Origin of the sequence: Candidatus Acidulodesulfobacterium ferriphilum (genome assembly GCA_004195035.1) — a bacterium.
GTDB lineage: Bacteria > SZUA-79 > SZUA-79 > Acidulodesulfobacterales > Acidulodesulfobacteraceae > Acidulodesulfobacterium > Acidulodesulfobacterium ferriphilum.
Window position 1 is genome coordinate 786,236 of the sequence record SGBD01000001.1, and the last position, 25,438, is coordinate 811,673.

Genomic DNA, 25,438 nt, shown 5'->3' on the forward strand with positions numbered 1-25,438 from the left:
AAATTTAAGTAAGGAGATAAATTTATGAAAAGGAGTGGTAATATTATACTAATTGCCGGCTTAGGATTCTTTCTTTTAGGATTTGTCGTAGTCGGCCTTATACCGTGGATTCAGCCAAAACAGACAACCCATACCATAATAAATTTAAAAGGGAAACCCGAACTTGTCCACCGTTTAACCGGCTCAGCCGCTAAAGGAAGATTGGTTTATATTCACGAGGGATGCTGGGTGTGCCATACGCAATTTGTCAGGCCCGTTTCGGGAGAAAGACAGTATTATGGCCCTGTCGCGCAGGCGGGAACTTATAATTATCAATTGCCTATGCTTATGGGTAAAAGAAGAATCGGACCAGATTTATCGGACGAGGGAGGAAAGCACACAAACGACTGGCAGTTTGCCCATTTATACAATCCCAATTCAGTTTCTCCCGGGACAATAATGCCGGCTTTTAGCTGGTTATTTAACGGCGGCGCTTCTAAGCCCACAAAAAGGGCGGTTGAACTTGTCGCATATCTTCAAACTTTAGGCACCGATGTTGCCGAGGGAACAGGATATAAGAGCTACTGGCAATATAAAGCCGCTCAGGTCAGCGCTGTTTCGGCCGTAGTTTCCAATACGCCGGAGGCCGTGCAAGAAGGCATGAAGATTTATAACGCAAACTGCCAGGGTTGCCACGGAATAAAAGGCGGCGGAAACGGCCCCGCGGCCGCAAGTTTAAAACCTGCGCCGTGGAATTTTACATCTGGTAAGTGGATACAAAAATACGGCACGGCGGATAAGGATATTTATAATCGTATAGCCCAGGGGGTTCCGCATACATCGATGCCTGAATGGGCTACAACCTTAAAACCGAACCAGATATGGGAAGTTTTATATTACATCAAGACTTTTTCGCAGAAAAAAACCGCGTAAAAGTAAACTAATACTTCTGGATTCCCGCGTACGCGGGAATCCAGAGATGCAATTTATATTGCGGATTAAGGTTTCATATCAGCGTTAAAAGGGAATTATTTAAAAATTATGTTTGATTTTATAAATAAAATAAAAGATAAAGCAAAGCCTTCGCACTGCGATTTTTGCGGGGCTAAAATCGTTAAACGACCTGTAACGGCAGAGGTTAAAACACCCCCCTATATGTTAAACTTCTGCTGTTACGGTTGTAAAATAGGCTATCTGACCCTCGGAAAAAGCGAAAGTTCTATATCTAATCTTATTATAAACGACCTTGCGTTACCGGGTCAGATGCCTGTTTTTCAAAAAGAAAGGGAACGCCAAACGCAAATCCGGCGCGGGCAGCCCGCCGGTTCCGCGGAGCCGACCACTGCTTACACCGTTACCCGCGGCAAAAATGACGAAAGGCAGATTAGCTTTGGAATTAAGGGAATAACATGTTCGTCGTGTATTCCCGTTATAGAAAAAGCATTAGAACTGCAGGATAATATAGAAAGCGCAAAAATCAACCCCGTCACCCATTCCGTTACGCTTAACACGGGACAAGGCGGCGCCGATTTAAAAGCCGTTAAAAATATTTTAAAGAAATTAGGGTATGGGGTATCGGAATATGACAACAGCTATGACAACCTTAAGGAAGAATCATATTCCCTTCTTGCCCGTTTTGCTTTCGGGGTTTTTATGTCCATGAATATAATGGTTTTTTCATTGCTGCTGTATTCAGATTATTTTTTAAGGCTTAAAAACGAAATTATTAATTACAGCCATATTATATTGTGGACGTTTACAACCGCGATAGTCCTTGTCGTAGGCTATCCCATATTTAAAAGCGCCTATAAGAAACTTATCGCTTTAGCGTATAACTCGGATACCCTGATTTCCATGGGGGTTCTTTCCGCTTATATTTACAGCTCTTTTATTACCTTCGGGCTTTATAAAAAATCTTCGGGAGTTTTTTTCGATACGGCGGCAATGATATTGATTTTAATCACCTTTGGAAAATTTCTTGAGGCATCGGCAAAGAAATCGTCCGTGTCGGGACTTCATAATTTGATTAATTTAAGGCCGGATTTTGCGACAATTCTTATTGACGGAGAAGAAAAAGAAGTCGATATCGGGAATATAAAAAAAGACGACATTGTATTCGTCAAGCAAGGGGGATTAGTGCCTGCCGACGGCATCCTTATTTCCGAATATGCCGTTATCGATGAATCTATGTATAACGGCGAAACTTTGCCGGTAAATAAAAAAAATAACGAAAATTTAATCAGCGGGTCGATAAATAAAGGAAAAGATATAAAAATAAAGGCTTCGACGGGCGCGTACGGAAGTTACTTATTTAAAATAATAAGATTCGCCGAAAGAGCTTATAATTTGAAAACCGAACCCTTGAGATATGTCGATAACATAGCAAAAATTTTTGTTCCGGCGATAATAGCCGTTGCCGTTTTAACATTTGCAATTTACTATTTTTTAACAAAAAATTTTGACGCATCTTTAGTGAGATTCATATCCGTGCTGGTGGTGGCTTGCCCCTGCGCGTTCGGCCTTGCTGCGCCGCTTGTCATAACTAACGGAATCTCAAGGGCGCAAAAAGACAAGATACTCGTTAACGGGGCCGAAACCCTTGAACTATTTACAAATGCTGATACATTTATTTTTGATAAAACAGGGACATTAACCGAAGGATTGCCGGAAATAAAAGAGATTGTCCCGTTAAATTCGACTAAAGGCAAAATTACAGGCTTAATTCAGGTTGCATCTTTAATCGAAAGAAATATCGACGACAGGATAGCCGAGGCTTTTAAGCGAAAAGCCGAAAATGCCGAAAAGATAGACGCGGATGATATTAGCGGGATAAAATTTAAAATCGGTTACGGCGTTAGCGCAAAATATTTAAACGATGAGGTATTACTGGGGAATCCCGAATTTCTGGAAGAAAACGGCATATCCTTGAACGCGGAAATCAAAAAAAGGGCTTTAGGATTTGAAAAAGAAGGGGCGGCGGTAGTTTATCTGAGCATTGGGGGAGAACCGAAATGTTTTTTTGTTATAACGGATAAAATAAAGAGCAGTTCCGGTGACGCGATAAAAAATATTTTAAAGCTTAAAAAGAGGGTTATAATGTTAAGCGGAGACAGCGAAGAGGCGGTGAATTTTATAGCCTCTCAAGTCGGGATTCCAAAGGAAAACGCGCATTTTAGAATGAAGCCGGAGGACAAGCTCGAATTTATTCAAAATTTAAAGAAAAAGGACGGGGGCGGCATAGCAGCATTTGTCGGCGACGGTTTAAACGATATGCCGGCAATGGAAGAAGCCGATATTTCCATTTTATCGCCGTCCCATTATAATGTCCCGTTTACCCGGCCGAATGTGGTTCTGTTAAACGGGGACCTAAGATCTATCGTCCTTTTGTTGAAATTATCATCCGTTACAAGAAGGATTATTAAAGAAAACCTGCTATTTTCTTTTATTTATAATTCCGCCGCAATACCGCTCGCCGTTCTCGGTATTTTAAACCCGTTAAGCGCGGCAATTTCTATGATGGTTTCCTCTATTTTTATAACCTTTAATTCTCTAAAGATAAAACTGCGCAGAGTTGAACCTTCCGCCGCTAAAAGGACTGATGCGGATACCGAAAGCGGTATTGCAGTGTATGGAAATGCTTTGATAAAATGAAAATTAATATTAATCTATAAAAATTTATTTAATGATGTTAAGGGGGTGAATTAAAAATGTTTTTTTATCTTTTACTTATTCTTATGAGCTTATTTATGGGTCTTGGTTTTTTCTTCCTTCTTTATTGGGGAATAAAAACTGGACAGTTTAAAAATTCCGAAGATATAGCCAGAAGAATGCTTAAAAACGAGGAAGAAAGCGCCAAACTTAAACAGTAAATCTTATTCGGATTATTAATTTTAATATTTATTTTTAAACGAAAGGAGGTTTCATTATGAATCAGGAACATAGCGAAGAATCTTCAAACATCGAAGTAAGTTCGGGACACGGCATTGTGCCGTTATGGCTTATTTTAGTTATGGCAGGCTTAGTTATCTGGGGTGTTATTTATTTGTATCTTTACTGGTGAGATTCGATATTCGTCTTTTTATCGTTAATTAATTTTTGTGAAAGTTTTTAATTAAGCCTCAGGCTTCCCTTGGCTTTTCCGCTGATATCCCCTTTCGAAAGATTGGGGATGAGCGGCGAAAGTTCAAATAATGTTGAAACTAAATTTTGGAAAGGGTTTTTTGTTCCTTTATATATAGGAGTATATGAATATATGAAATATAATATAAGTATTAATTTTATAAGCAAAGTTTTATTAGTAATTTCAACGCTTTTTATAATATTTGCACCCTTGCTTAATATATTAAGGATAAATGTTTTAAAAGGGACCATTGTCTTATTCGGCAGGTATTATTTTATAAACGAATTTTATGTTTTATGGCTTTTTCTTCTTTTTATACTTTTTGCGTTCATATTTGTTTCGATAGTTTTTGGAAGGGTATACTGCGGCTTTGTTTGTCCGCAGACAATACTTTCTCAAATATTCGAGGGACTCTTTGGTTTTATTAAAAAAAGGGCAGGCGGACTCTCAAAGCCTGCAATATACGCGGCAGTTTTAATTTTTATGACCGTATTATCCCTGTTTATCGGGTTTAATTTGATTGCTTATTTTATCCCGCCGTCTTTGGTTGCGAAGCACGCATTTCTGGAACAAAACTATTTAACGCCTTATATCTGGGTAATTGCAGGGTTTATCGCTTTTCTAATTATATTCGATATGATGCTGCTCAGGCATAAATACTGTATCTATGCCTGTCCGTACGGATTTATACAATTTTTGTTTAACGATTCCAGAACATTAAGGATTTTATACAGGCCCGCAAATAACAGCATGTGCAAAGACTGTACTGATTGTACGGATTCCTGCTTTATGAAAATAGATCCGCGTAAAAAAGCCCTTCAGGTCCAATGCGTAAATTGCGGTTATTGCATAGATTCCTGCAAAGAAAGATTCGATTCTAAAAACAAAAAAGGGAAGAACCTGTTTTATTCGTTTGGACTTGATGAAGATAAAAAAAATAAAGTTAAAAACAGGCCGTTTTTTTATAAGGCAGCGATAGCTTTATTTTTATTATTGGCGTCTTTTTTAATATTTTTCTTTAAGTTTTCCAATTATCACTATTTGAATCAATCCATTTTTAATATAAATCAAAATTATTTTACCCGTAATCCTAAAATGTTCGGAAACAAATATAAACTGATAGTGGAAAACGGGTCGAATGAAACGAAGCGGCTAAAAATAAAAGTGTTAAGTTCAAAGTTAAAATTGCATTTTCTAACGAAGAGCAAATTTAAAATCGAACCGCATAGCAGTTTAACCCTGTATCCCGTTCTTTATATTCTTAAGAATGAAACAAAAGAAAATTTTAAAAAAGGGCCTTATCCTTTGATATTTCAAATTATAAACTCTAAAAATACTATTATTTCGGAGAAAAATACGGTTTTTTTTATAACAAAAATATTTAATAATAAGAAATAAAAAGAAAAGGTGAGAAAAATGAAAAATAAAAAGGATTCTAAAATTACCGGACTTTTGATTTTTAGGAGGTTTACACAGTTTTTAATAATATTTTTACTATTTTTAACTCCCGTTTTGGGATTTATAAGGTTTGACAAAAAAAATGATTCTATATGGCTTTTGCATCATGAAATATTTTTAAATTCCGTTTCGGTTTATGAAGTTACGCTGTTTATCTCATTTTTAGTCATTACGGGATATTTGATATATCTGTTGTTCGGCAGGGTCTGGTGCGGCTTCTTTTGCCCGCAGCTTACTATTTATGAATTCAGGGATTACGCGATAAATAAAATAAAAAGAATTTTTAACGGCGAAAGGCGCGGCTTTCCCGAAAAAATCGTTACCGGCTTATTTATCGCGGCTTTTTCGGCTATTCTGACTTATTCCGTTTCTTCATATTTTATTAATTTTAATAATTTCGGCTCATTTAATTTTGAAAATCTCTTATATCCACTGCTTATCGTGTTTCCTCTATTTATAATCGATTTAACGGCATTAAGGCCTAAGATGTGCGATTATTGCTTATACGGCTACACGCAGTCTTCGCTGTCGGATGAAAATTCAATCGGCATAAGCTATAAACCTTCTGGAACCGTTTGCAAAACCTGTTCGGATTGCAAAGATGTCTGTCCGCAGGGTTTTGACCCGAGAAATACCCATTTCAGAACCTGCTTTAACTGTGCGAAATGTGTTGATGCATGCCCCGAAAAATTTATTAAGTTCGGTTTTAGAGGGAAAAACAACAGGCTGTCCTTTCTGAATTATAAAGCAGGCTTTCTCGTAATTGTTATGGCTGCTTTAGGTTTTTTAATGTATCTGGCGCCCCTCAGGGCAGGCAAAATCAGGTTTACGGCGGCAAATTACAATCTTTATCATTACTGGAACTATAATTCCTCAAAGTTAAAGGGATATTTTTTGAATAAGTTTATAATAAACGCAACAAATTTCACGAATAAAAAAATTAAGGTAAAACCTGAAGCAAACAATCCCGTTCTTTCGAAGCATCAATTTTTAAAAGGAGGAAAGCAGTTTGCCGTATTAAACCCGCATGAAAAAGAAAGGCTTATTTTTTATGTAGGAGTAAAAAGGGGCGCGTTAAGTCCGGGCGTTCACGATTTTAAGCTTTCTTTGGTATCGCCGGAAAACGGAAAGCCTTACGAAACAAATATCGTTTCGATTTATGTGCCGCGCAAGGCGTAACATTCAATTATTTAAGCGCATAAATTTTCAGATGCGATTTGTTCATCTTTTTAATAATTATAACCTTTAAAGGTTTATTTAATTTTTTTATAACGGCAGATATTCGATTCTTATTCAGTATAAAAAAAGAACAGGAAAGCGCATCGGCAACGGTCGAAGGATAGCGGAAATCTTTGTTCTCGACGATGACGGTATCGCTTAAGGTATTTGTTTTAACAGGTGTTCCCGTGATTGGGTTCATAATATGCCCATAATATTTGCCTTTGTAAAAAAACCGGTTTTCATAATTTGCAGAGGTTTCAACGGAGGCATTTGTCAATTTAATGACCTTGATTATCTTATTTCTATTCAACGGATCTAAAAGACCCACACTCCATCTTTTTCCGTTTATATCTTTTCCTATGGCGGTTATTTGTCCTCCTCCATTTACAAGGGCATTTTTTATTCCATATTTTTTTAAGACAAAAAGCGCTTCGTCAATACCGTATCCCTCGCCGTCTCCTCCAAAGTCTATCATCATACCCTTTTTTTCGAGAAAAACCGTTTTTCCGTTTATTTTTATGAATTGGGGATTGCTAAGAAAAATGGTCTTTTTAATGTTTGTTTCATCTGGTACCGTGTATTTTTTATCGTAAAATCCCCAAATTTTCATTACGGGGCCTATAGCGACATCGAAGGAATTATCCGTTAACCGGTAAAATTTAAGACTCAGCTTTAAAAGCTTTAAAAGGTCGGGGTTTGCTTTAATAGGTTTTATTCCGGAATATTTATTAATTAACGAAACATTGCTTGACGGCTTAAAATCGCTTAATATCCCGTCTAATTTTCTTACCCTTTTTATTGCAAGGCTGATTGTTTTTAAATCCCTCGATTTATTTTTATTTGTAGAAATAACCTTTATTTCCCAAAAAGTTCCCATAGAATAAAAGGATTTTTTAATTTCTACTTTTTTACCGGCAGTCTTCTTGTCTGATTTACCGCAGGAATTTAAAATAAAAGCGGAGGCAGACAAAAGTATAACGATTATAATTAATTTGGCGGATTTATTCATTTTTTCTCATATGTAGCCGAAAAACCGTAAAAAATTTTCGATATTTTTAACAGGTTCGTTGTTAATATCCGTGATGCCGTCTTTTATTAATTTTCCGTCAAAATCATGGATATGATTAGGATAGGTTTCAAGCTCGTTATGAATAGGGGCAGTATCGATTATAAATAGTTTTTCTCCCCTTAAGAAATTAAAAGAATATTCTTTTTTAGAAGGATAGTGCAATTCAAGTTGCGAGCCGTCTTTAAACCGCAGCAATAAGCCGTCGCTTTTTACCTCTGCGGGAGTTTTAAATATGTTTTTAAATCCGGCGTTTATATCATCGGCTAATTTTACTGCAAATTCCTCGGGAACCCTTTTCTTTTCCAGAAAATCCTTTTTATATGCCATAAATCCTCCTCTTATTTAATTTCTTTTCTTTTATAATTCATCCATAAATTTTTGTATTTTAAGCCTGTAATGGGCAATGTAGTCCTTGAGATGAAGTATCGAAAGATAACCCTCGTAAGCCGGATGTTCCGGTACGAGTCCTTTTTTGATTCTATTTAATAATCCGTTTTCATCCTTAACATCATAAGCTTCTTTAATATCGTCTATGGCGACTTTCATTAAAGTTATTTCCTGAACCATATCCGCAAGCTCTTTTTTCTTTGAAACATCCTCTACATTTTTAAAGAAATCAGTCATATAATTAATCCTCTTAAATAATTAATATCTCTTTTTATAAAATATAAACATACCCGAAAACATGGGCAGAAAAATCCACATAATATATACAAAAATTAAAAGAAAGCGGTTCAGTATAAATTTTCCCGTTAAAATGCTTGTAAGACCGTAATAGCCCTTAAGGCCCCGGATAAAGGAGATAGTAAAAAGCCTGTAAACATCTGCCGGGTTTACAAGCAAAAAGCCTCCTATAACGGCATTATTTATAAATACGGCCTTTCCCTTTGTCGCGACGAGAATTCCTATCAATAAGAGGTCATAAATAAAAATATAAAAAAACCATAAAAAAACGGAAATGGTTATCGAGGATGTTCTTGACCTTGTGAAACTGGAAATCAACAAAGCAACCGATATGAAAGATATGCCAAGCAATATCGAGGAAAATATAAAAGCGAAATAGTCGATTATATGGCTTGCATTTTCTTTTAATAAAATTATAATGCCGGATATTCCATACCCCGCAAGAATAGCGATTGAGATAACGAGTATGAGTCCTATAAATTTTCCGAGATATATTTCGCTTCTGGAGGCGGATGACGACAAAAGCAAAGGCATAGTTCCGTCCTCCTCCTCCCCCGTAATGGAATCATAGCCAAGAATAAAAGAAATCAAGGGGATTAAATATATCGAAAGGCTCATAAGAGAGGCTATCGTAACGGATGTTCCGTGATAACCGGTTAAACCGAAAGGGCTTGTCCCAAAGTAGGAGATTGCAAGGGATAGAATTGCAAGAATAAAAATTAAGATAAAAAGAGAAATATTCTTAATCCTGTTAATGAATTCTTTTTTGGAGATTGCTAAAATTACTTTTAGGTTAATCATTTGACACCTTTTTAATAGAGAAATAGTTATAAATTTCAAAAAGACCCGGTTTCTGCATAGTCATATCGGCAAGGTCGTTATTATATTTACCGAAAACCTCGTTGATTAATTTTATCCTGTTTTCTTCTAAAAATTTAAGATCCATCGTTGAATTTTTATCGTCAATCAGGTAATCGGTAACCAATTGCTCCGTTTTTATCATATCGAGCCAGTTTCTATCGGGTCTAACATTCTCTTTAAACCTCAGATTAATTTTTGAGGTTAGACCAAGTTCGGCGGCTAACTCCGGAATATTTCCCAAAGCCGCAACCCTTCCGTTTAACATAACGCAAATCCTGCTTGAAATATCTTCTACCTCCGGGAGTATGTGCGATGTTAAAATCACCGTTTTCCCTTCATTGTTTATAAGTTTGACAAGGGAAACAAATTCATTTATGCCGGATGGATCCATTCCGCTGGTCGGTTCGTCAAATATGTAAAGCTCGGGATTTTTAATTCTCGATACCGCAAATGCCAATCTCTGCCGCATTCCTTTTGAATAAGTAATTACCTTTTTATTTGCGGACTTAAGTATTCCGGCATTATACAGCAGTTCTTCAAAAAGTTTTTTATTATAAATATTATTTAATTTTCCAAAAAACCGCATAATTTCAAATCCCGACAGGTTTCCGTAAAAGCTGACCGCCTCAGGGATATAACCGATTCGAGCTTTTATATTTTTAGGAAGCATTCGGGACACATCCATGTCAAAAATTTTTATCCCGCCGGAGGTAAGTTTTGTGAGACCCATAATGATTTTTATAAGGGTAGATTTGCCGGCGCCGTTATGGCCTACGATTGTTAAAACCTCCCCTTCTTTTACCGAAAAATTTATGTCTATCAGCGCTTTAAATAAATACCCGCCCCTGAGTTTATAGTCTTTATGGATATTATTCAGCCTTATTACCTGTTTATCGTTATTTGCCTGTTCTTTGTTTAATTCCTGTTTTAACATAAAAAAATCCGTCCTTTGTTGAATTTATTATTATTATTTTTGAAAAAGTCGGGTTTAAATAAGGGTATCTGTCAACGATGCCCGGAATGGTAAAAATGGGGAAACTGTTTTCAATAAACTGCAGAGTTTGTATAACGGGGGAACCGCTTAATAAAAGTTTTGCAATAGGATATTTCCAGTAAATATAACTGGAGATAGAGTTAGACCTGTAAGGCAGGGAACCTGTATTATTTTTTTTTATACTAAAGCCGTTATAATCCGACCAGTAATTGCCCTTTTCCTTATAATCCCAGTAAACATCGTTATGAGCAAGGAATTTTATTTGAAAAATATTGTCGATAAAAGAGTTATCGTAAACAATATTAGGGAAAGACCCTCCCCATATATGCATTCCTATTTTATTATTTATGACAAGATTATGAATTATTTTGCAATACACGGTATTGTATAAGTCCATTCCCTTACCGGACTTTATTACCACATTGTTTACCACAGTATCGTGAAATGATTGATTAAATAAAAAGCCCTTATGTTTTGCATCAATCACAGTATTCAGAGCTGCGAGGATATGTCTTGAATACATAAGCGCCAACCCGTCCACCGTGTTTTTCACAAAGTTTCCCGCAACGATGTCGTGGTTTGAAAACATATAATGCGTGCCGTAATAGTCGTCTATAATAATGTTTTTTAAAAGATAAGAATTTGGGGACGATACGACATAAAATCCGCCGATAAAGCACTTTATCATATTTTTTTCGAATACGCCGTATTGCGCATTCCATAAATAGATTCCATAACCCCTGTTCCCGTATTGGATTTTTCTGGAAGATGTTATAAAATTATTTTTAACGGTCGCGTAAAACGCGCCGTCCACATAAATCCCGTTTGAGTTAGAATTTATTATACGATTATTTTCGATGACCGCAAAACGGGCTTTTTGCCTGAGGAGAATGCCCGCATCCATTTTTGCAAGATTATTACCTGTATTTATTATTTTAAATCCTTTAACCGTAACATTTTTTGCATTGACCGTTATCCCGCTTCCTTTTAAAAGTCCGTTTATTATTGGATTATTTATCCCGATCAGGATTATCGGTTTATTTATAAATATATTTCCCGAATATTCCCCTCCGCCAACGATAATCGTATCACCGTTATTTGCCGAATTTATCGCCTTTTGGATAGAATTAAAAGGCTTGCCTTTTTCCGCGTAAATAGTTTTAGACAGGGAAATAGAAGGGTTCGATAAAATCGGCACTAATAATAAAAAAAATAAAATAATTTTGTATTTCATCTTTAATCCCGAATAAAAACTATATTATATATATCCTATAAATATTAGCTCTGGATTATTTAATATTCTCGACGATATTTCCTCTTTTAAGTTTCAGTAAGTGAGGGCAGAGTTTTTCGTCGTTATAATTAATCTGGCATTCCAAGCAGTAGAAACATTCGGACCTGTTAATTTTTCCTTTATCGTCTATCGCCCTTATAGTGCACGACCTTGTACAAATTTTGCAGCTTTTACATTCCTCGTATCTTTTTATGCTGAATATTTTTAATTTTGAAAGCAAGCCGAAGGAAGCCCCGAGAGGACACATATACTTGCAAAAAAATCTGTAAGATAGGGCGGATATGCTTATTAATATTATGGCATATGATACGAAATACCACTGTCTTTCGAAGTGCAGATAAAAAACGGTTTTAAACGGTTCCACCTCCGCAAGCCTTTCCCCCCAAGCAATAGATATAATTGCCGTTGCCATTAATATTATAAATATAACATATTTTAAATATACCAGCTTAAAATGAAATTTATTATTAAACTCGAGCGAAATTTTTTTTGCAAGTTTTTCGGGCAGTATTCTTTTTTTTATTCTATAAATATATTCCTGAATGGTTCCGAATGGGCAAATCCAGCCGCAAAACATACCCCTTCCCCATACGATAGAGGTAATAAAAATAAATACAAAAAGAATAAAAATTAACGGGTCGAGCAGGAAAAGCGTTGGATTATAACTTACGAATAAGCTGTCGTAAATTGTGTAAAGATGGGTAATAGAAGGCTGGGAGGGTTTAATCAAGCCGAGTAATACGAGAAATAAAAATAATACGGAATAATATAGCCATTTTATCTTTTTACGCCCGTTTGCCGATGTTTTTGTTGTTATAATCCTGTCTTTAATTAAAAAGACAACGGTTAAAATAATTAGAAATAAACCGAGCACAATAATATAATGGAAATCGTTTAGCCATGCAAGTTCATACGGCTTAAGTTTTTTAATATACCGGTAGCTTGAAATATAATACTTGCCCGGCAGGTGATAGCTTGAGTAAAAGGTCTGAAAACTTTCCCTTTTTAGCATAGAACCGTGGGAAACATGTTTGTGGAAAGTAAAAACTATATGAAAAGGAAGAATCGGATTGAATTTCGAAAGGGGAATCGTAAATATTCCGCCTTCTTTAAAGTATGGAGCGCCTTTTATCTTAATGTAAGAGATATAATTAAAATCGGCATCCCTGAATATTATAGAACTGTACCCCTGCTCCAAATGAAACCTTTCGAATACCCCCCCCCTGACAAAACCGGAACCCAGAAAAGAAGATACGCCTCTTGCAATCATAAAAAGAGCCGCCTGCCGTCTTCTTTGCCATCTCTTTGATAAATAGCCGTATTGATAATTGCCGAGAAGATTTTTTCCAATGTTCGGTACGCTTAATATTCCGTAATACAAAGTTTCATACGGCCCGCCGCAGTCTTTTACGCCCATCTGCGAACATGATATGACAAATTTTTTAATACTGCCGTCCCTTCTTAATTCACCCCAGTTTTTTGGCTTATAATAAGTTTTTAATTCATATTTTACATTAGTAATAGGTTTGATAATTCCGACCTTGGCGGCAAATCTTCTCGCAGCCATAAGAATCGTCTGGTCCATCGCTACGGTCGTAACGCTTGCGCTTGCTATGGCTGATACATGGTTCCTGCCCTTTCCGCCGATATAGATATGGCTTCTTATATTTTTTCCTATATACTGGCCGGTAAAGGAATACAGTTTTGAAACAGGAATGCCTATTAAAAATATCGGGTCGTCGATGTGGATTACCCTTACCCCTTTTATTATGCCCTTCTTATCGATGGATATTAACGATATTAACGGTTTTCCGGAATAGCTTTTTATATCGACCAAATCGGTCGAAAGAAAGATATAGCCGAGGAATTTCCCTTTTTTATCGTAGCCGTATATAACGGGCGTGCCTTTAATGTTTCCGTACTTAAATGCGGCGGCGCCTTTTAATGCGTAACCGTAATATTTAGAAGAGTCTTTTAATGTGATATCGGTTTTTCCGAACACGAAAGAGGAATTTAATATAAAAGATATAACGAAAGATATGATAAAAAATAAAAATATATGAATGACTTTATTAGGTTTTCTCATGATTTGAATAGCTTATCCCCTTTTATTTAATATGCATCATTATTTAATTTATATAAGTTTTTATATAGCTCACCCCATATTTTTAAATTTCATTTTCATATTGGCGGGATTTGCCGCCTTATTTATCATTTTTACGGTAATTTCATGAAATTTATATGCTTTGCCGCCATATTTTTTAATAAATCTACCCGCGGCTTTTCGGCTAGAAAACGAAACAAATGTGGGACCCATACAGCCCATTCTTTTAGAACCTATAACATAATAAGCCTTTTCGGCATTTATAAAGCGGTCCTCGGGATGCCGCCAAGAGTTATCGGTCATATCCTGAACATACATAACTAAAGGGACTCGGGCTGCGACGCTTTTTAAGTGAATCCATTCGAATAATTCCACCGTGTCGCAAAAAAAATAGGTTTTCCCGTTTCTGTAAATTATCTGAGCTTCCGGTCCCGGATACTGTTTAAGAAACATTCCGCAAAGTTTTGATGTAGTAGTAGATGTGATTTTTCTCGGCGGCGGGAACTTGGCTTTATTTGGCGAACATGCGGTTAAAAGCGCGGACGAAGACGCCAATATAAAAAATAAAATAAAAAAGAACTTTTTGTTGTGCATTTTTACCCCTTTTATTGTTTTACGGGCATATAAAAACCCTCTCCTTAAATAGAAAATATTAAGGAGAGGGATAGAGAAGGGAAAGAACATTTTAATAAAGCCTACAGTATTAATTCTATCCAGCCCCTGAATAGAATATTATGCCTTTCCTACCTCAGGAAAATCTTTAAATCTTTCGTGCAATGACGGTTTTCCGCTGAGCCTGTTCGGTTTAATCGGCCTTGAACGGTAACCCGGAACTTTTTCTACTATCATTCTGCCGCGCATTTCAAGATGAAGGGCGTGACAGAATATAGTGCAGTAATACCAGTAAACGCCTGCCCTGTCTGCGGTAAACGTAACCTCTTTGGTTTCGCCAGGGTCGATATTCACATTTTTGCCGTGCATCGTCATATTAAATCCGTGGGCAAGATTTTCGACCGTATCGTTATTCGAATAAATAACGGTTACAAGGTCGCCCTCTTTGACATGGAAATAGACTGGGGTCAAGATTGGCGCAACACCTGTTAGTCTTACGATAACCCTGTGAGGCCCGATGCGTTTTACGCCTTCTGTGCCGGCTGCAATATGGTTGGCAAAATATTTCGGGTCGTAAGTCTTTTTCACATATTTTATCCTGTCGGCAAGGGCTATCGTAGCCTGATGAGGTTCTATATAAACGGGATTATCTGACACTAAAACCATTTTATGACCGGATATATCGATTAACTGGTCGTTTTCGGGGAACCGGGGTCCGACAGGGAGAAATCTGTCCTTTGAAAATTTATTTAAGCTGACAAGCCATTCTCCCGTGGGGTGGTTTGTATCGCTCTGTGTTGCCGCATTATGCCCGGGCTGATATTGAACATCAAGTTTTTGTACTATCGGCTTGACTTTTTTATCCCCGTTATAAGCCTTAATTGCATCCTCGATGTTCCACTTGACCATCTGCGAATCGACGAAAAGGGTCGTGTAGGCATTGCCTCTGCCGTCGTAAACGGTGTGTAACGGACCAACCCCGACCGTAAGAATGGCGGCAACGGCATCTTTAGGTTTTAATTTTTTCTCGAAAACCTGACCTACTTTTTCTAGGTCTATAACGGTAACCTTTGGAGCGAGCTTGCCGTTCGCAACGAAATATTTTCCATCCGGCGTAGGCGATATTCCGTGAGGGTCCTTTTCTACCGGAATATAAGCGGTTAAATCCGAACCGTGTCTGCCGTCGAGAACGGGAACCGAAGATTTTCCGATAGTTTTATATTTTCCGGCTTTGATTGCGGCTTCAACCCTCTGGATATTGACAAAAACAGCCCACATTACAGGGGGTTTTGTCATTGTAGAAACATCCCATCCTTTATCTGCATTGTAGCATGTAGCTGCTACATAAAGCCCCTTATAGTCGGTGGTCATGTTATCCTGGTTGCCGTCAACCATGACCTGCCATTTAACCGCCATGGTCTCTCCGTCGACAGCGCTAAGTAATGTCCAGTAATTTTTTGTCTGTGCCGCATTATTACCCGTGGGGACGATATCTCTGCCATCGTTGGGCATGGGAACTTCAAATTCGGATGCCGCAAAAACATAACCTGTTTTTGGATAGCGTTGGACGCATAAGCCATGAACGGCAGAGACATTTGGAAGAGCGGTAATTGCATCGGTTTGAAAATAATCAAGCCTTATTCTGGCAATTCTTCCTGCTGATTTATCGTTGATAAAACAATACCTGCCGTCAAAATCTCCATTAGCATAGGATATATGAGGATGATGAGTGTCGCCCTCTATATATCCTCCGGCATCCTCAAGCATTTTGGCGCTCTGGTCATCGCCGGACGGTCCGCCGTAACCCCTTCCCGTATCATTGTTAAAAACGGGTATTCTTAGGAGCGTCTTCATCGAAGGAATACCTTTAACTCTAACCTCGCCGGACGGTCCGGCGCTCCAGAATCCCATATATTTATCCCATTTGCCGGGAGGAACTATAGCTTTTGCGACGGCCGCGGATACGGTTGCGGTTCCCGTCGGCGCTTTTGCGCATCCCGATAACGCCTCAATTCCAGCCCCACTGCCTATAAGCCCGGCCCCTGCTGCAATTTTTGCCATTGTAGATAAAAAGCCGCGCCTCGTGGTTCCCTTTTGAATCTGTGAATCTTCTTCTTTAGTCAAATCATCTTCATTTTTTTCCATAAAAACCCCTCCTCATAGGGTATTAATAAAAGAAAAAAGTTAAATTTAAAAAATTAAAAATCAAAAAAAGACACTAAATTGAATTACTAAACTGCGCGGTACGATTATGTGCCGAACTTAACCACCTCCATAATCTAATTTTAAATTAGAACATTGGTTTAAACTTTAATGCATTATATAACTAAGTAGAATTATATTAATAATTATAAAAAAGTTAAAATATGACAAAAGTCACATTATATTAAATTAATGCAACCATTTTTAATGAATTAAACCGGCGTTTTGTTTTATTATTTAATAATTATTATTATTTATTATAATTTATTATATTAATCTAAAACATTATATTTTAAATATTATCCCATTTCTTCAATTTGTCAAATTTATTATATATATTGTTTGGTGGATAAAAATATTAATAATATTTCCATTATTAGCCCGAGAGAGTTCCTAATTTTATTAAAAGAGAAAATTTCCCCTGTTCCGATGTTTTTATGATTGCGCCGATATTGCATTAACAGGGTTTATTATGTATAATTACCTTATGAAAAGGGTAATTAAAAATAAGGAAAAATCGAAAAAGTTCGATGAACTTACCCAGAAAGAAAGGGTTCTGGAATTGGTGAAAAGCGGAAAATCGGATAATGTGGCGGATATAAGCAGTGTATTAAACATATCTAAGATGAGCGTTTACAGATATATCCGCGCTTTAATAGATGAGGGCAAAATTTCAAAGACTTTTAATAAACTGTATCCTTACGCCGCCCAAACCCAAGCCGATAAAAGTCCTGCCATACGCAAATGCGTTATATGTCTTAAACATATTACCGATGAAAGACTTGCCGTTGCCGTTAACCAAAAGAACGGTCAAGTGCATGAATTTTGCTGTGCCCATTGCGCCGTTTTGGGAGTGCTGCACATCATCGGCGATTTAAATGCGGTTAATTCTATAATGGGGAGGGATTTTCTATACGGAAATCCGTTAGATTTAAGAAATGCTTTCCTTTTGTTTAAAACGGATGTTATTCCATGCTGTTCCCCGCCTATTCTTGTTTTTGCGAGACAAGACGATGCGGAAAGATTCAAAAAAGGATTCGGCGGGGAGATAGTATCGTTCGACGAAATAATATCGCATATGAAATTCTAACCCCTAATTCACATTAAGTTCATTAGAAAAGCGGAACAACCTGCCCCTGCTATCATATAAAACATAATCCAATTTCCATAATCCGCCCATCGTAAAATAAATATAAGTTTGGTATTTTCCGGGTCTGCCGTTTACCGGATGAATCGTTGCAATATTTTTCCCCATATACATCCCCGGCATCGAAAGGGAAACTTTCCCTCTGAAATTTTGAACGGGTCTGCCGCTTTTTGTGATAAACAGCGCGAATTTTAATTTGTTAAATTTAACCGCGCCCGGCGCAATAACCGTCTTAAAGTTGTAGCCGCCGGAGTGATTAATGCGGTAAAAAGGCTTGAGTGCGTAAACGTCCTTGCCTGCTAAAATTATAGACAGCGCAAATACAAAAACCAAGATTAATTTTAGCCTGATTTTTTTTAAATGAAAATTCATAAAAACCTCCTCATCGTTTTTTAGATCATAAGAATATTATTAACTAAATATGAATGTCCAAGATTGATAAAATTTTCAAAAGACAGCGCCCGCAGGATAAACAAGACCCCGACGGCAAGAACTATTAAGGAAGCCAAAGATGCAAGCCAGATCCTTGAGTTAGAAAATTTAAGCTTATCGTAAAGCCTTCCCGATAATAATGCAAAAGTATTAAGAGGAATTGCCGTTCCTACGGCAAAAGCTGCCATGACGAGCGCTCCGTAGAATGCGGACATTGTGCCGGCTGCGGTTATTGCAACCGTAAGCGACAGCATGCACGGCAAAAAGCCTATCATAATCCCAAAAATAAAACGAGAGGATAAGATATGCTTTTTTGATTTCGAATTTATTAATTTTAAATATAAAGGCGAAAATAGAGTCATAAATTTTTCGGGATGAAAGTTTAATTTTATAAACGGGGCAAAACTGAGCGCCATTAGTATCAGGGTTAACCCGATTAAAAGCTCGAATATGCCCCTGAATATGGATGTTTTAGCCATTAATAGTATAAATGACCCGCTTGCCCCCGCGATAAAACCGGTTATCCCGTAACCGGTAATTCTTCCGAGAGTGAATAAAAAGTTCGATAAAAAAAGGTATGCCCTTTTTTCAGTCCTGGTAAATTTATTTTTGCCGACAAATTCCGTATCTTTAGAAGAATAGCTAAAGACAAGGGGTCCGCACATAAAATAACAGTGTGCAAACCCCCCTATAAGCCCCGTAATAAAAACACTTAAAATTATTATTGCCATTATTTATATTATATTTTTAATTTTAAAAAATTAAAATGCAAAAGCAAGTCCGGTTCCGAACATATCATCCTGCACCCTGTCTGTTAATAGATAGGTTGCGTATAGATAAGCATTGTAAGCTATATTATATGTTGCCGTTAGGGTTAAGGTCTGGTCCACCCCTTCGTTCATCACACCCGAATTATTTGCATAAAAGCCGTTCTGGTATAACTCGCTGCCGGCATTACCTAATAAATTTAAAGAATTATAAAAATATTGCGTCTTCGACATCGAATTATAATCAAAATTGTACGCCTCCTGAAGCGCTTTATGGTCCCAGCGGTACACGGAATATTCCGCCATCAGCATGAGTCCCGTGTACATATTGTTCATAAATGAAGCCATTGCATAAACATCGATGGTACTGTAACCGTTAGATGAATTTGTAGTGCCATAGGAAGAATAACCCGCGGGGCAAGCGCCGTTCACATCGCCGGGAAAGCCGTTCATCAAGGTGCCGTTCATCATAGTCATCCAGACGGGGGTATTATTCTGTGGCAGACAAAGCTCCTGAGAAGGGAGCGAAGGGTTTCCGTAGGGATGAAAGTCTTCCTGGTGCATAGCCGTAAGACCAACTTCGCTCATATAACCCGGAAAGGCATAATCGATGTCAAAGCCGTCAACCCTGATTGGGTTTATCCATACAGTTGAAACACCCGGTGATGACATTCCATTGCCCATTAAAGCCCAATTCTGGTTTCCCTGTACGGGTTCGGAAACAGTAGCCCCATAATAACCGAACTCAAGCTGTCCACCGTTTTTTAATTGAAGATATTCTTTTAAAGAATATGAGTAAGTCATTGCATTAGATGTAATAGGTGACGAGGGAGTCATACCGCCCATATTCATACCCGAAGAACTTGCGCCCTGATCGTTTGTAACGGTAAACTTATACCATAAATTGTACCCCGGGGTTCCGTAAAATTCAAATCCCGGGCTTACATGATTAATTAATTTACCGCCTTCTTCATCAAAACCGATGCTGAGTCCTTGAGCGTTCATATCGGAGTACGATGGAAGAAACATGGGCATTTGCCGGTAAAAATATGGGCCTGCCGTATTCGGTTCCCCGATTTTCAAATTTAACAAATGCGGCTTAATCCCGAAGCCGTAACCTAAATCGTTTAACGATGCCCATGTCTGGGCGTTGGTAAATGGAACATTGTTTCCGGTCGTAGCGCCGATATTGTTCATAACAAAGTAAGACAAAGAATCTGTAAACGGGCTGTTTAACTTAAATGCCCCTCCCGAATCTATCATGGTCGAAACACTGAAATTATCGGTATTATTATCGGTTAGTCCAACCATTGGAAGTGTTTGAGGCAGAACATTCTCGTTTGTCGCATGGGTGTACTGAATCCATGTTGCCACGGAAAGAGGAACAGGCCACGGGTTAGGAAGCGATAACCCTTCGGTGATGGAAGTTGCATCGGCGGGCGTTCCTGTTGTATTGGGCAGCCTGAAGCCGTTTCGCCAGAATGCCCTTCCGAACGGGTTAAGGTTGGGGAAAACGGTATGGCAGACGGCGCATGCAAAGTGGTATTTCTCGGCAAATGGTGGAATTGCGCGGCTTTTTTTCGGGAATAATGTAATTGTTAAAAGTAAAACGGAAAAGATTAAAAAAATGTACGAAGATACCTTTTTCATAACGAACCTCATTTTTAAGCGGTTAATTATTATTTATGGGAACTAATATAATCTTTTTCCTGACGCACTTAAATTCTACTTTAAATCCCCCTCCTTTAAGGAGGGGGTGAGGAAGAGTTTTTACAGTTGTGCGTTAATTTAAATGTTAAATTAACTATAATATTAACATTAAATTAAGATTTGTCAAGTCTTAATTTAAGACAATTTAAGGCAAATTTGATATTTTTTAATTTAGGGGTAGAATAAAAAAAGATATGAAAATTTAGCGCAGATGTTAAACACCTTATAATGTGAGGTTTTGGCGTATTTTATTTTTTATTGACTTGCAACATATGTATAGATATAATCGTATATGCAATTATTACTATTAAGATATAATTACTCTTGAATAATTATTATTCAAGATATTTTGCCAATATTTAATTTCTATCTAATTTTACATGGGGGTGTTTATGGATAGTTTGGCTTTAATTCTGGCGCGGTTCCAGTTTGGAATGACGGCCTTTTTTCATTTTCTTTACCCGCCCTTAACCATCGGGCTTGGCGTGCTGCTTGTTATTGCAGAGGGAATTTATGTTTATTCGAAAAATCAGGATTACCTGAGAATTACGCGCTTTTTTGCAAAATTATTCGCAATTAACTTTGTTGTCGGCGTTGCGACAGGAATAGTTATGGAGTTTCAGTTTGGAACAAACTGGTCTCAATATTCTTCTTTTGTCGGTGCAATATTCGGCGCGCCTCTTGCCATAGAGGGCTTGTTTGCCTTTTTTATGGAATCTATTTTTATAGGTGTTATGCTGCTGGGGTGGAACAGGCTTTCGGCCAAGGCACACTGGGTATCGACGATATTTGTGGCCTTTGGTTCGACTTTGTCGGGCGTCTGGATTCTTGTGGCAAATTCATGGATGCAAAGTCCAAGGGGTTATAAAATCGGTTCAAACGGAATACCTAAGATGACAAACTTTTGGCATGTCGTTTTTAACCCCTATTTTCCATCGGAGTTTCTCCATGTAATTGCGGGCGCATGGGAGTATTCAGCATTTTTCATGGCGGGGGTAGCTTCATGGTTTTTAATTAAAAACAGCAAAGACATGGTAATGAGAAAAGCCCTGAAAGTAGCCGTTATAGCGGGTGTGATAATCGCGTGTCTTCAAATCGTATTGGGAGATATCAGCGCAAGAGAAGTGGTCAGGTATCAGCCGACAAAATTAGCAATGATGGAGGCGCAATGGCATTCTCAAAGATATGCCCCTGAAACGCTTTTTGCCCTGCCGAACAATAAAACCGAGTCTAACGGACCGCAAATCGGGATTCCCGGTATGTTAAGCATGCTGGCTTATATGAATCCGGCGGCCAAAGTTATGGGTTTTAACGAATCGATAAAGTATATCAATAATAAGTATGATTTAAAGTTGACGCCGGCCATGTTCCCGCCCGTATGGATAGTATTCTGGTCGTTTCATATTATGATGTATTTGGGGTTTTATTTTGCGGCGGTGATGATTATAGCCCTTATTCTTCTGTTAAAAAATAAACTATACGACAGCCGAAAAATGTTAAAAGTTTTTTGGTTTTCGACATTTTTACCGCTTATAGCGTTAGAACTTGGCTGGTTTACGACGGAGATAGGGCGGCAGCCCTTTACCGTTTACGGACTGCTTACGACCGTAAAGTCCGTATCGCCCAATGTCAGCGCATTGGAGGTAGGGTTATCCTTGTTTATGTTTGTGATGATATATATAACCCTTGCCGCGTTTGCTATTTTCTTATTTAAAAAGGAACTAAACGAAAGACTGAAAGGGAAGGATGAACTTGCCGGCGAGGTAAGCGGCATGGCCGGCGCAAAAGCTAAGGAGGTGCTGTCATGAACTTAAACATATTGTGGTTCATTTTGGTTGCGGTTTTAATTTTGGGCTGGTCGGTTATGGATGGTTTTGATTACGGCGTCGGCGGGCTTTTAAGGTTTATATCCAAAAATGATGATGAAAGAAGATATGTAATGAATGCGATAGGCCCAGTTTGGGAAGGGAATCAGGTTTGGTTGATATTAGGCGGCGGAGCGGTTTTTGCGGCTTTCCCGCGGGTTTACGCTTCCGTTTTCAGCGGGTTTTATCTCGCGTTTATGCTTGTCGTATGGCTGATAATATTTAGAGCGGTTTCTTTTGAATTTAGAAGCAGGGTGGAAAGTAAAAGCTGGAGAAATTTTTGGGATACCGATATCACCGTTACGGGCCTCGGCATCTCTTTATTGCTTGGCGTCGCGATAGCCAACATCTTAATGGGCGTTCCTTTAAATAAAGACCACATAGATTATCAATCGCTTTTTAGTTTATTGAATATTTTTGGCCTGACGGGGGGACTTCTGTCGCTATCGATGTTTTTGATGCACGGTTCAGCTTATCTTATTATGAAAACCGAGGGAGAGATTCAAAAGAGGGCAAGGGTTTTTGCGTCAGGATTTGCTTACGCATATATTATCTTTACAATATTATTTTTATTGCTCTCTTTGGTATTTGCGCAAAGGCTTGCAAACAACAGCTTTGGCATTATAGGGGATATTGTTCCGGTTATTATGATAATCGGCGGAATCGGCGTTATCGTATCGGCTAAATCATTAAGCGATATTAAGCCGTTTGCTTACTCTGTGCTTGGAATCGTAGGAGCGGTTGCGAGCTTAGCCGTCGGGATATTTCCCGATATCGTTCCGTCGTCCATAAATCCGGAATACAGCCTTAATATTTATAATTCCGCATCGAATCACCTTACGCTTTTTGTAATGCTCATAGCGACTATTATCGGACTTCCGCTTGTTTTGATATATGCATTTTATGCGTATAAAAAGTTTGGATTGAAGGTTAAAATGGATGAAAGCAGTTATTAACATTTTGTGGGTGCCCTATAATTAAATTAATCCCTTTAATTTTTATAGGGCATTTTTTTAATATCAGCAGGATTTGGGTTTATATAGCCTTTTCGCATTAAATGGTTTATAATGTTATGTAGGTTTTATTTTGAGGTGTATATATGAAGATTTCAAGAGCCAGCGATTATGCTATTAGAGGCTTGGTTTATATGGCAAAAAAGCCGGCAGGAAGTATATGTTTTGTAAAAGATATTGCTAAAAATACCGATTCACCCGCTTCTTTTATGTCTAAGATTTTTCAATCTCTGGCAAAAAGCGGTCTTGTACATTCTTTTATCGGAACGAAAGGCGGGTTTACGTTTAACATTCCGCCCGAAAATATTACCATAAAAATGATTGTCGAAATTATAGACGGTCCTGTTGTTTTAAATAGATGCGTCGTTAATAAATCATCCTGCCGGAATGTGGGCAATTGCGATGTGCATTTTATGTGGGCCGATATTCAAAAAATGCTCACAAAAGCCTTAAGTTCTTATTCTATTGCCGATTTTGCAAGTAATACGCATAAAAATAAGCTGTCGGAATACGATTTAAATTTTTCTTAGATTTTTTTAAAAAGTATATTGTTTTCCAAATGTATATGAATCATTATGTCGTCTGAAATATTCTTTAGCAGTTTGTAAGCGTGCCTGTAAGAAGCGCAGGCATCTTCGGGACTTAAGTAGCCGGAACTTAAAAAATTCATCTCCTTAAGAATATGCCCGACATATTCGTGGTCGTATTCCGCATCGTTTATTTCTCCCATAATCCCGCCGGTTTCCTGGTTTTTTATATGCTGGAAAAGCTCCTTTTCCTCTTTATCTAAATGAATAATTAAAGCCTGCGACATTTTTATAAAAAGTTCCCTTATTCTGATAAGTTCCCGATGGCGGTCTCCGTGAACATGGGCAATCTTTTCTACATATTCCGTTGCTTCGGGAAGATGAATTCTTAAAAATGTGTGATGAATATTAACTATGTAATCGATTAAAAAATCTGTATTCCAATTGTTCGCTCTTTGATTTGAAACATAATTTTTGTCCTTCTCCAGACCGCGTTCCTTAACGGCGTTTAATTCGTTGGCGATAAATTTTTCGTCTATGCCGGATTCTTCACATGCCTCTTTTAATGTTTTATTGCCGCCGCAGCAAAAATCGACGCCGTATTTTTTGAATACCTCTATCTTTTCAGGGTTTTCTGATGCAATTTCGCCGACGCTCCTTAAAAATAAATCATCCGCATCTCTTCTCATTTTTGTTTCTCCTTTTATTTACCGGTTAAATCTTATCCTAAATTTTATTATCTTAAAATTTTAACCGTTAATATATGATTTTTATCACATAAATAAAATAATTTTATAAAAATTAAATTATTAAATTTGTGACAAAAGTCATAACATTTATTTTTTATATTTTTTATAATCAGGGAAACTTGAATTGTCGCTGCATTATTGTCGGGTTTAAATTCAAATTAATTTATAATACTATTTTATTTTTTAGCAAAAAAAATGATTATGCCAAAGAATAATAAAAATATTATTAAAATAGGTATTTTCGTTTCCCTCGGACTTATTCTCATTTTAGCCGTACCTGTTTTAGCCTTATTGGTTTTTATGAAAACCTCTAACGGAAGCAATTTAAAAAACCTTAAAACTAAAAACGGCAGAGCTATATTTTATAATTTAGGGTGTGTCAAATGTCATAACATAAGGGCTTTAAATATTAAAGGGGGACATGTCGGCCCCGACCTTTCAGGTGCGTATTCCAATGTCGAAAAAGTTTACAGAAAAAGCCTGAACGATTTTTTGAAAAATCCGGCCGGAACGATGTATTTTATTTTGATGTTTAATCATCTGAGCAAAGAAAATAGAAAAATTATAATAGCCGAATTAAAAAAGGCGCAAACGATAGAAAATAAAAATAAAAAATAAAAGGAGGAGTGT

The 25,438-nt window shown here is 37.5% G+C and carries 23 protein-coding genes; 10 read left to right on the forward strand and 13 right to left on the reverse strand.

Features of this window, described 5'->3' with window-relative positions:
* The first annotated feature begins 24 nt into the window (after positions 1-24).
* The 5 genes from EVJ47_03980 (at position 25) to EVJ47_04000 (ending at position 6,736) form a co-directional block, all read left to right on the forward strand.
* Entirely contained in the window at positions 25-912 is an 888-nt protein-coding gene (locus EVJ47_03980) for a c-type cytochrome (GenBank protein RZD15439.1), read from the forward strand.
* Between the two features lie 108 nt (positions 913-1,020).
* Positions 1,021-3,630, forward strand: a complete 2,610-nt coding sequence (locus EVJ47_03985; GenBank protein RZD15440.1) for a heavy metal translocating P-type ATPase — start codon at positions 1,021-1,023, stop codon at positions 3,628-3,630.
* Between the two features lie 56 nt (positions 3,631-3,686).
* Positions 3,687-3,848 carry a cbb3-type cytochrome oxidase assembly protein CcoS gene (gene ccoS / locus EVJ47_03990; GenBank protein ID RZD15441.1) on the forward strand — a complete coding sequence of 54 codons (162 nt, stop codon included), beginning with the start codon at positions 3,687-3,689 and terminating at the stop codon, positions 3,846-3,848.
* A gap of 260 nt (positions 3,849-4,108) precedes the next feature.
* Positions 4,109-5,497 carry a 4Fe-4S binding protein gene (locus EVJ47_03995; protein ID RZD15442.1) on the forward strand — a complete coding sequence of 463 codons (1,389 nt, stop codon included), beginning with the start codon at positions 4,109-4,111 and terminating at the stop codon, positions 5,495-5,497.
* 18 nt (positions 5,498-5,515) lie between these two features.
* Complete coding sequence (locus EVJ47_04000; protein ID RZD15443.1) at positions 5,516-6,736, forward strand: 4Fe-4S binding protein; 1,221 nt, start codon at positions 5,516-5,518, stop codon at positions 6,734-6,736.
* Between the two features lie 7 nt (positions 6,737-6,743).
* Here the strand turns inward: EVJ47_04000 and EVJ47_04005 are convergent, their stop codons facing one another.
* The 9 genes from EVJ47_04005 to nosZ all read right to left on the reverse strand — a co-directional run bounded on the left by EVJ47_04005 (position 6,744) and on the right by nosZ (position 16,541).
* Entirely contained in the window at positions 6,744-7,787 is a 1,044-nt protein-coding gene (locus EVJ47_04005; protein ID RZD15444.1) for an FAD:protein FMN transferase, read from the reverse strand.
* Between the two features lie 6 nt (positions 7,788-7,793).
* Positions 7,794-8,174 (reverse strand): hypothetical protein, encoded by a 381-nt coding sequence (locus EVJ47_04010; protein ID RZD15445.1) that lies wholly within the window; start codon positions 8,172-8,174, stop codon positions 7,794-7,796.
* Between the two features lie 30 nt (positions 8,175-8,204).
* Positions 8,205-8,471, reverse strand: a complete 267-nt coding sequence (locus EVJ47_04015) for a hypothetical protein (protein ID RZD15446.1) — start codon at positions 8,469-8,471, stop codon at positions 8,205-8,207.
* A gap of 21 nt (positions 8,472-8,492) precedes the next feature.
* The gene (locus EVJ47_04020; GenBank protein RZD15447.1) at positions 8,493-9,332 is read right to left on the reverse strand and encodes an ABC transporter permease; all 840 of its coding nucleotides are present in this window, start codon (positions 9,330-9,332) and stop codon (positions 8,493-8,495) included.
* Complete coding sequence (locus EVJ47_04025) at positions 9,325-10,326, reverse strand: ABC transporter ATP-binding protein (protein RZD15448.1); 1,002 nt, start codon at positions 10,324-10,326, stop codon at positions 9,325-9,327. Before EVJ47_04025 ends, EVJ47_04020 begins: the two co-directional genes overlap by 8 nt.
* Complete coding sequence (gene nosD, locus EVJ47_04030) at positions 10,289-11,620, reverse strand: nitrous oxide reductase family maturation protein NosD (protein ID RZD15449.1); 1,332 nt, start codon at positions 11,618-11,620, stop codon at positions 10,289-10,291. Before nosD ends, EVJ47_04025 begins: the two co-directional genes overlap by 38 nt.
* 55 nt (positions 11,621-11,675) lie before the next feature.
* Positions 11,676-13,766, reverse strand: coding sequence for a 4Fe-4S binding protein (locus EVJ47_04035; GenBank protein RZD15450.1), 2,091 nt, complete (start codon positions 13,764-13,766; stop codon positions 11,676-11,678).
* Positions 13,767-13,835: 69 nt separating this feature from the next.
* Positions 13,836-14,468, reverse strand: coding sequence for a nitrous oxide reductase accessory protein NosL (locus EVJ47_04040; protein ID RZD15451.1), 633 nt, complete (start codon positions 14,466-14,468; stop codon positions 13,836-13,838).
* A gap of 48 nt (positions 14,469-14,516) precedes the next feature.
* Entirely contained in the window at positions 14,517-16,541 is a 2,025-nt protein-coding gene (gene nosZ / locus EVJ47_04045; protein ID RZD15452.1) for a TAT-dependent nitrous-oxide reductase, read from the reverse strand.
* A 529-nt stretch (positions 16,542-17,070) separates the two neighbouring features.
* Here nosZ and EVJ47_04050 point away from each other — a divergent pair.
* A complete protein-coding gene (locus tag EVJ47_04050) occupies positions 17,071-17,688 on the forward strand; it encodes a hypothetical protein (GenBank protein ID RZD15453.1) in 618 nt (205 codons plus the stop codon).
* A 3-nt stretch (positions 17,689-17,691) separates the two neighbouring features.
* On the opposite strand, the gene EVJ47_04055 is transcribed toward EVJ47_04050, so the two are convergent.
* Genes EVJ47_04055 through EVJ47_04065 form a run of 3 tightly spaced genes read right to left on the reverse strand, consistent with a single transcriptional unit; the run spans position 17,692 to position 20,594 of the window.
* Positions 17,692-18,117 (reverse strand): hypothetical protein, encoded by a 426-nt coding sequence (locus EVJ47_04055; protein ID RZD15454.1) that lies wholly within the window; start codon positions 18,115-18,117, stop codon positions 17,692-17,694.
* Positions 18,118-18,137: 20 nt separating this feature from the next.
* Positions 18,138-18,908, reverse strand: a complete 771-nt coding sequence (locus EVJ47_04060; protein ID RZD15455.1) for a sulfite exporter TauE/SafE family protein — start codon at positions 18,906-18,908, stop codon at positions 18,138-18,140.
* 30 nt (positions 18,909-18,938) lie between these two features.
* Positions 18,939-20,594, reverse strand: a complete 1,656-nt coding sequence (locus tag EVJ47_04065; GenBank protein ID RZD15456.1) for a hypothetical protein — start codon at positions 20,592-20,594, stop codon at positions 18,939-18,941.
* A 440-nt stretch (positions 20,595-21,034) separates the two neighbouring features.
* Here EVJ47_04065 and EVJ47_04070 point away from each other — a divergent pair, with 440 nt between their 5' ends.
* From EVJ47_04070 to EVJ47_04080, 3 genes are all read left to right on the forward strand, one after another.
* Positions 21,035-22,462 carry a cytochrome ubiquinol oxidase subunit I gene (locus EVJ47_04070; GenBank protein RZD15457.1) on the forward strand — a complete coding sequence of 476 codons (1,428 nt, stop codon included), beginning with the start codon at positions 21,035-21,037 and terminating at the stop codon, positions 22,460-22,462.
* Positions 22,459-23,475, forward strand: coding sequence for a cytochrome d ubiquinol oxidase subunit II (gene cydB, locus EVJ47_04075; protein ID RZD15458.1), 1,017 nt, complete (start codon positions 22,459-22,461; stop codon positions 23,473-23,475). The genes EVJ47_04070 and cydB overlap by 4 nt, the downstream gene beginning before the upstream one ends.
* A gap of 143 nt (positions 23,476-23,618) precedes the next feature.
* On the forward strand, positions 23,619-24,062 hold the full coding sequence (locus EVJ47_04080; protein ID RZD15459.1) for an Rrf2 family transcriptional regulator: 444 nt from the start codon (positions 23,619-23,621) through the stop codon (positions 24,060-24,062).
* On the opposite strand, the gene ric is transcribed toward EVJ47_04080, so the two are convergent.
* Positions 24,059-24,748 (reverse strand): iron-sulfur cluster repair di-iron protein, encoded by a 690-nt coding sequence (gene ric / locus EVJ47_04085; protein RZD15460.1) that lies wholly within the window; start codon positions 24,746-24,748, stop codon positions 24,059-24,061. The two genes, EVJ47_04080 and ric, sit on opposite strands and share 4 nt — an antisense overlap.
* A gap of 255 nt (positions 24,749-25,003) precedes the next feature.
* Between ric and EVJ47_04090 the strand changes: the two genes are divergently transcribed.
* Positions 25,004-25,426, forward strand: a complete 423-nt coding sequence (locus EVJ47_04090; GenBank protein RZD15461.1) for a c-type cytochrome — start codon at positions 25,004-25,006, stop codon at positions 25,424-25,426.
* Positions 25,427-25,438: the final 12 nt, after the last annotated feature.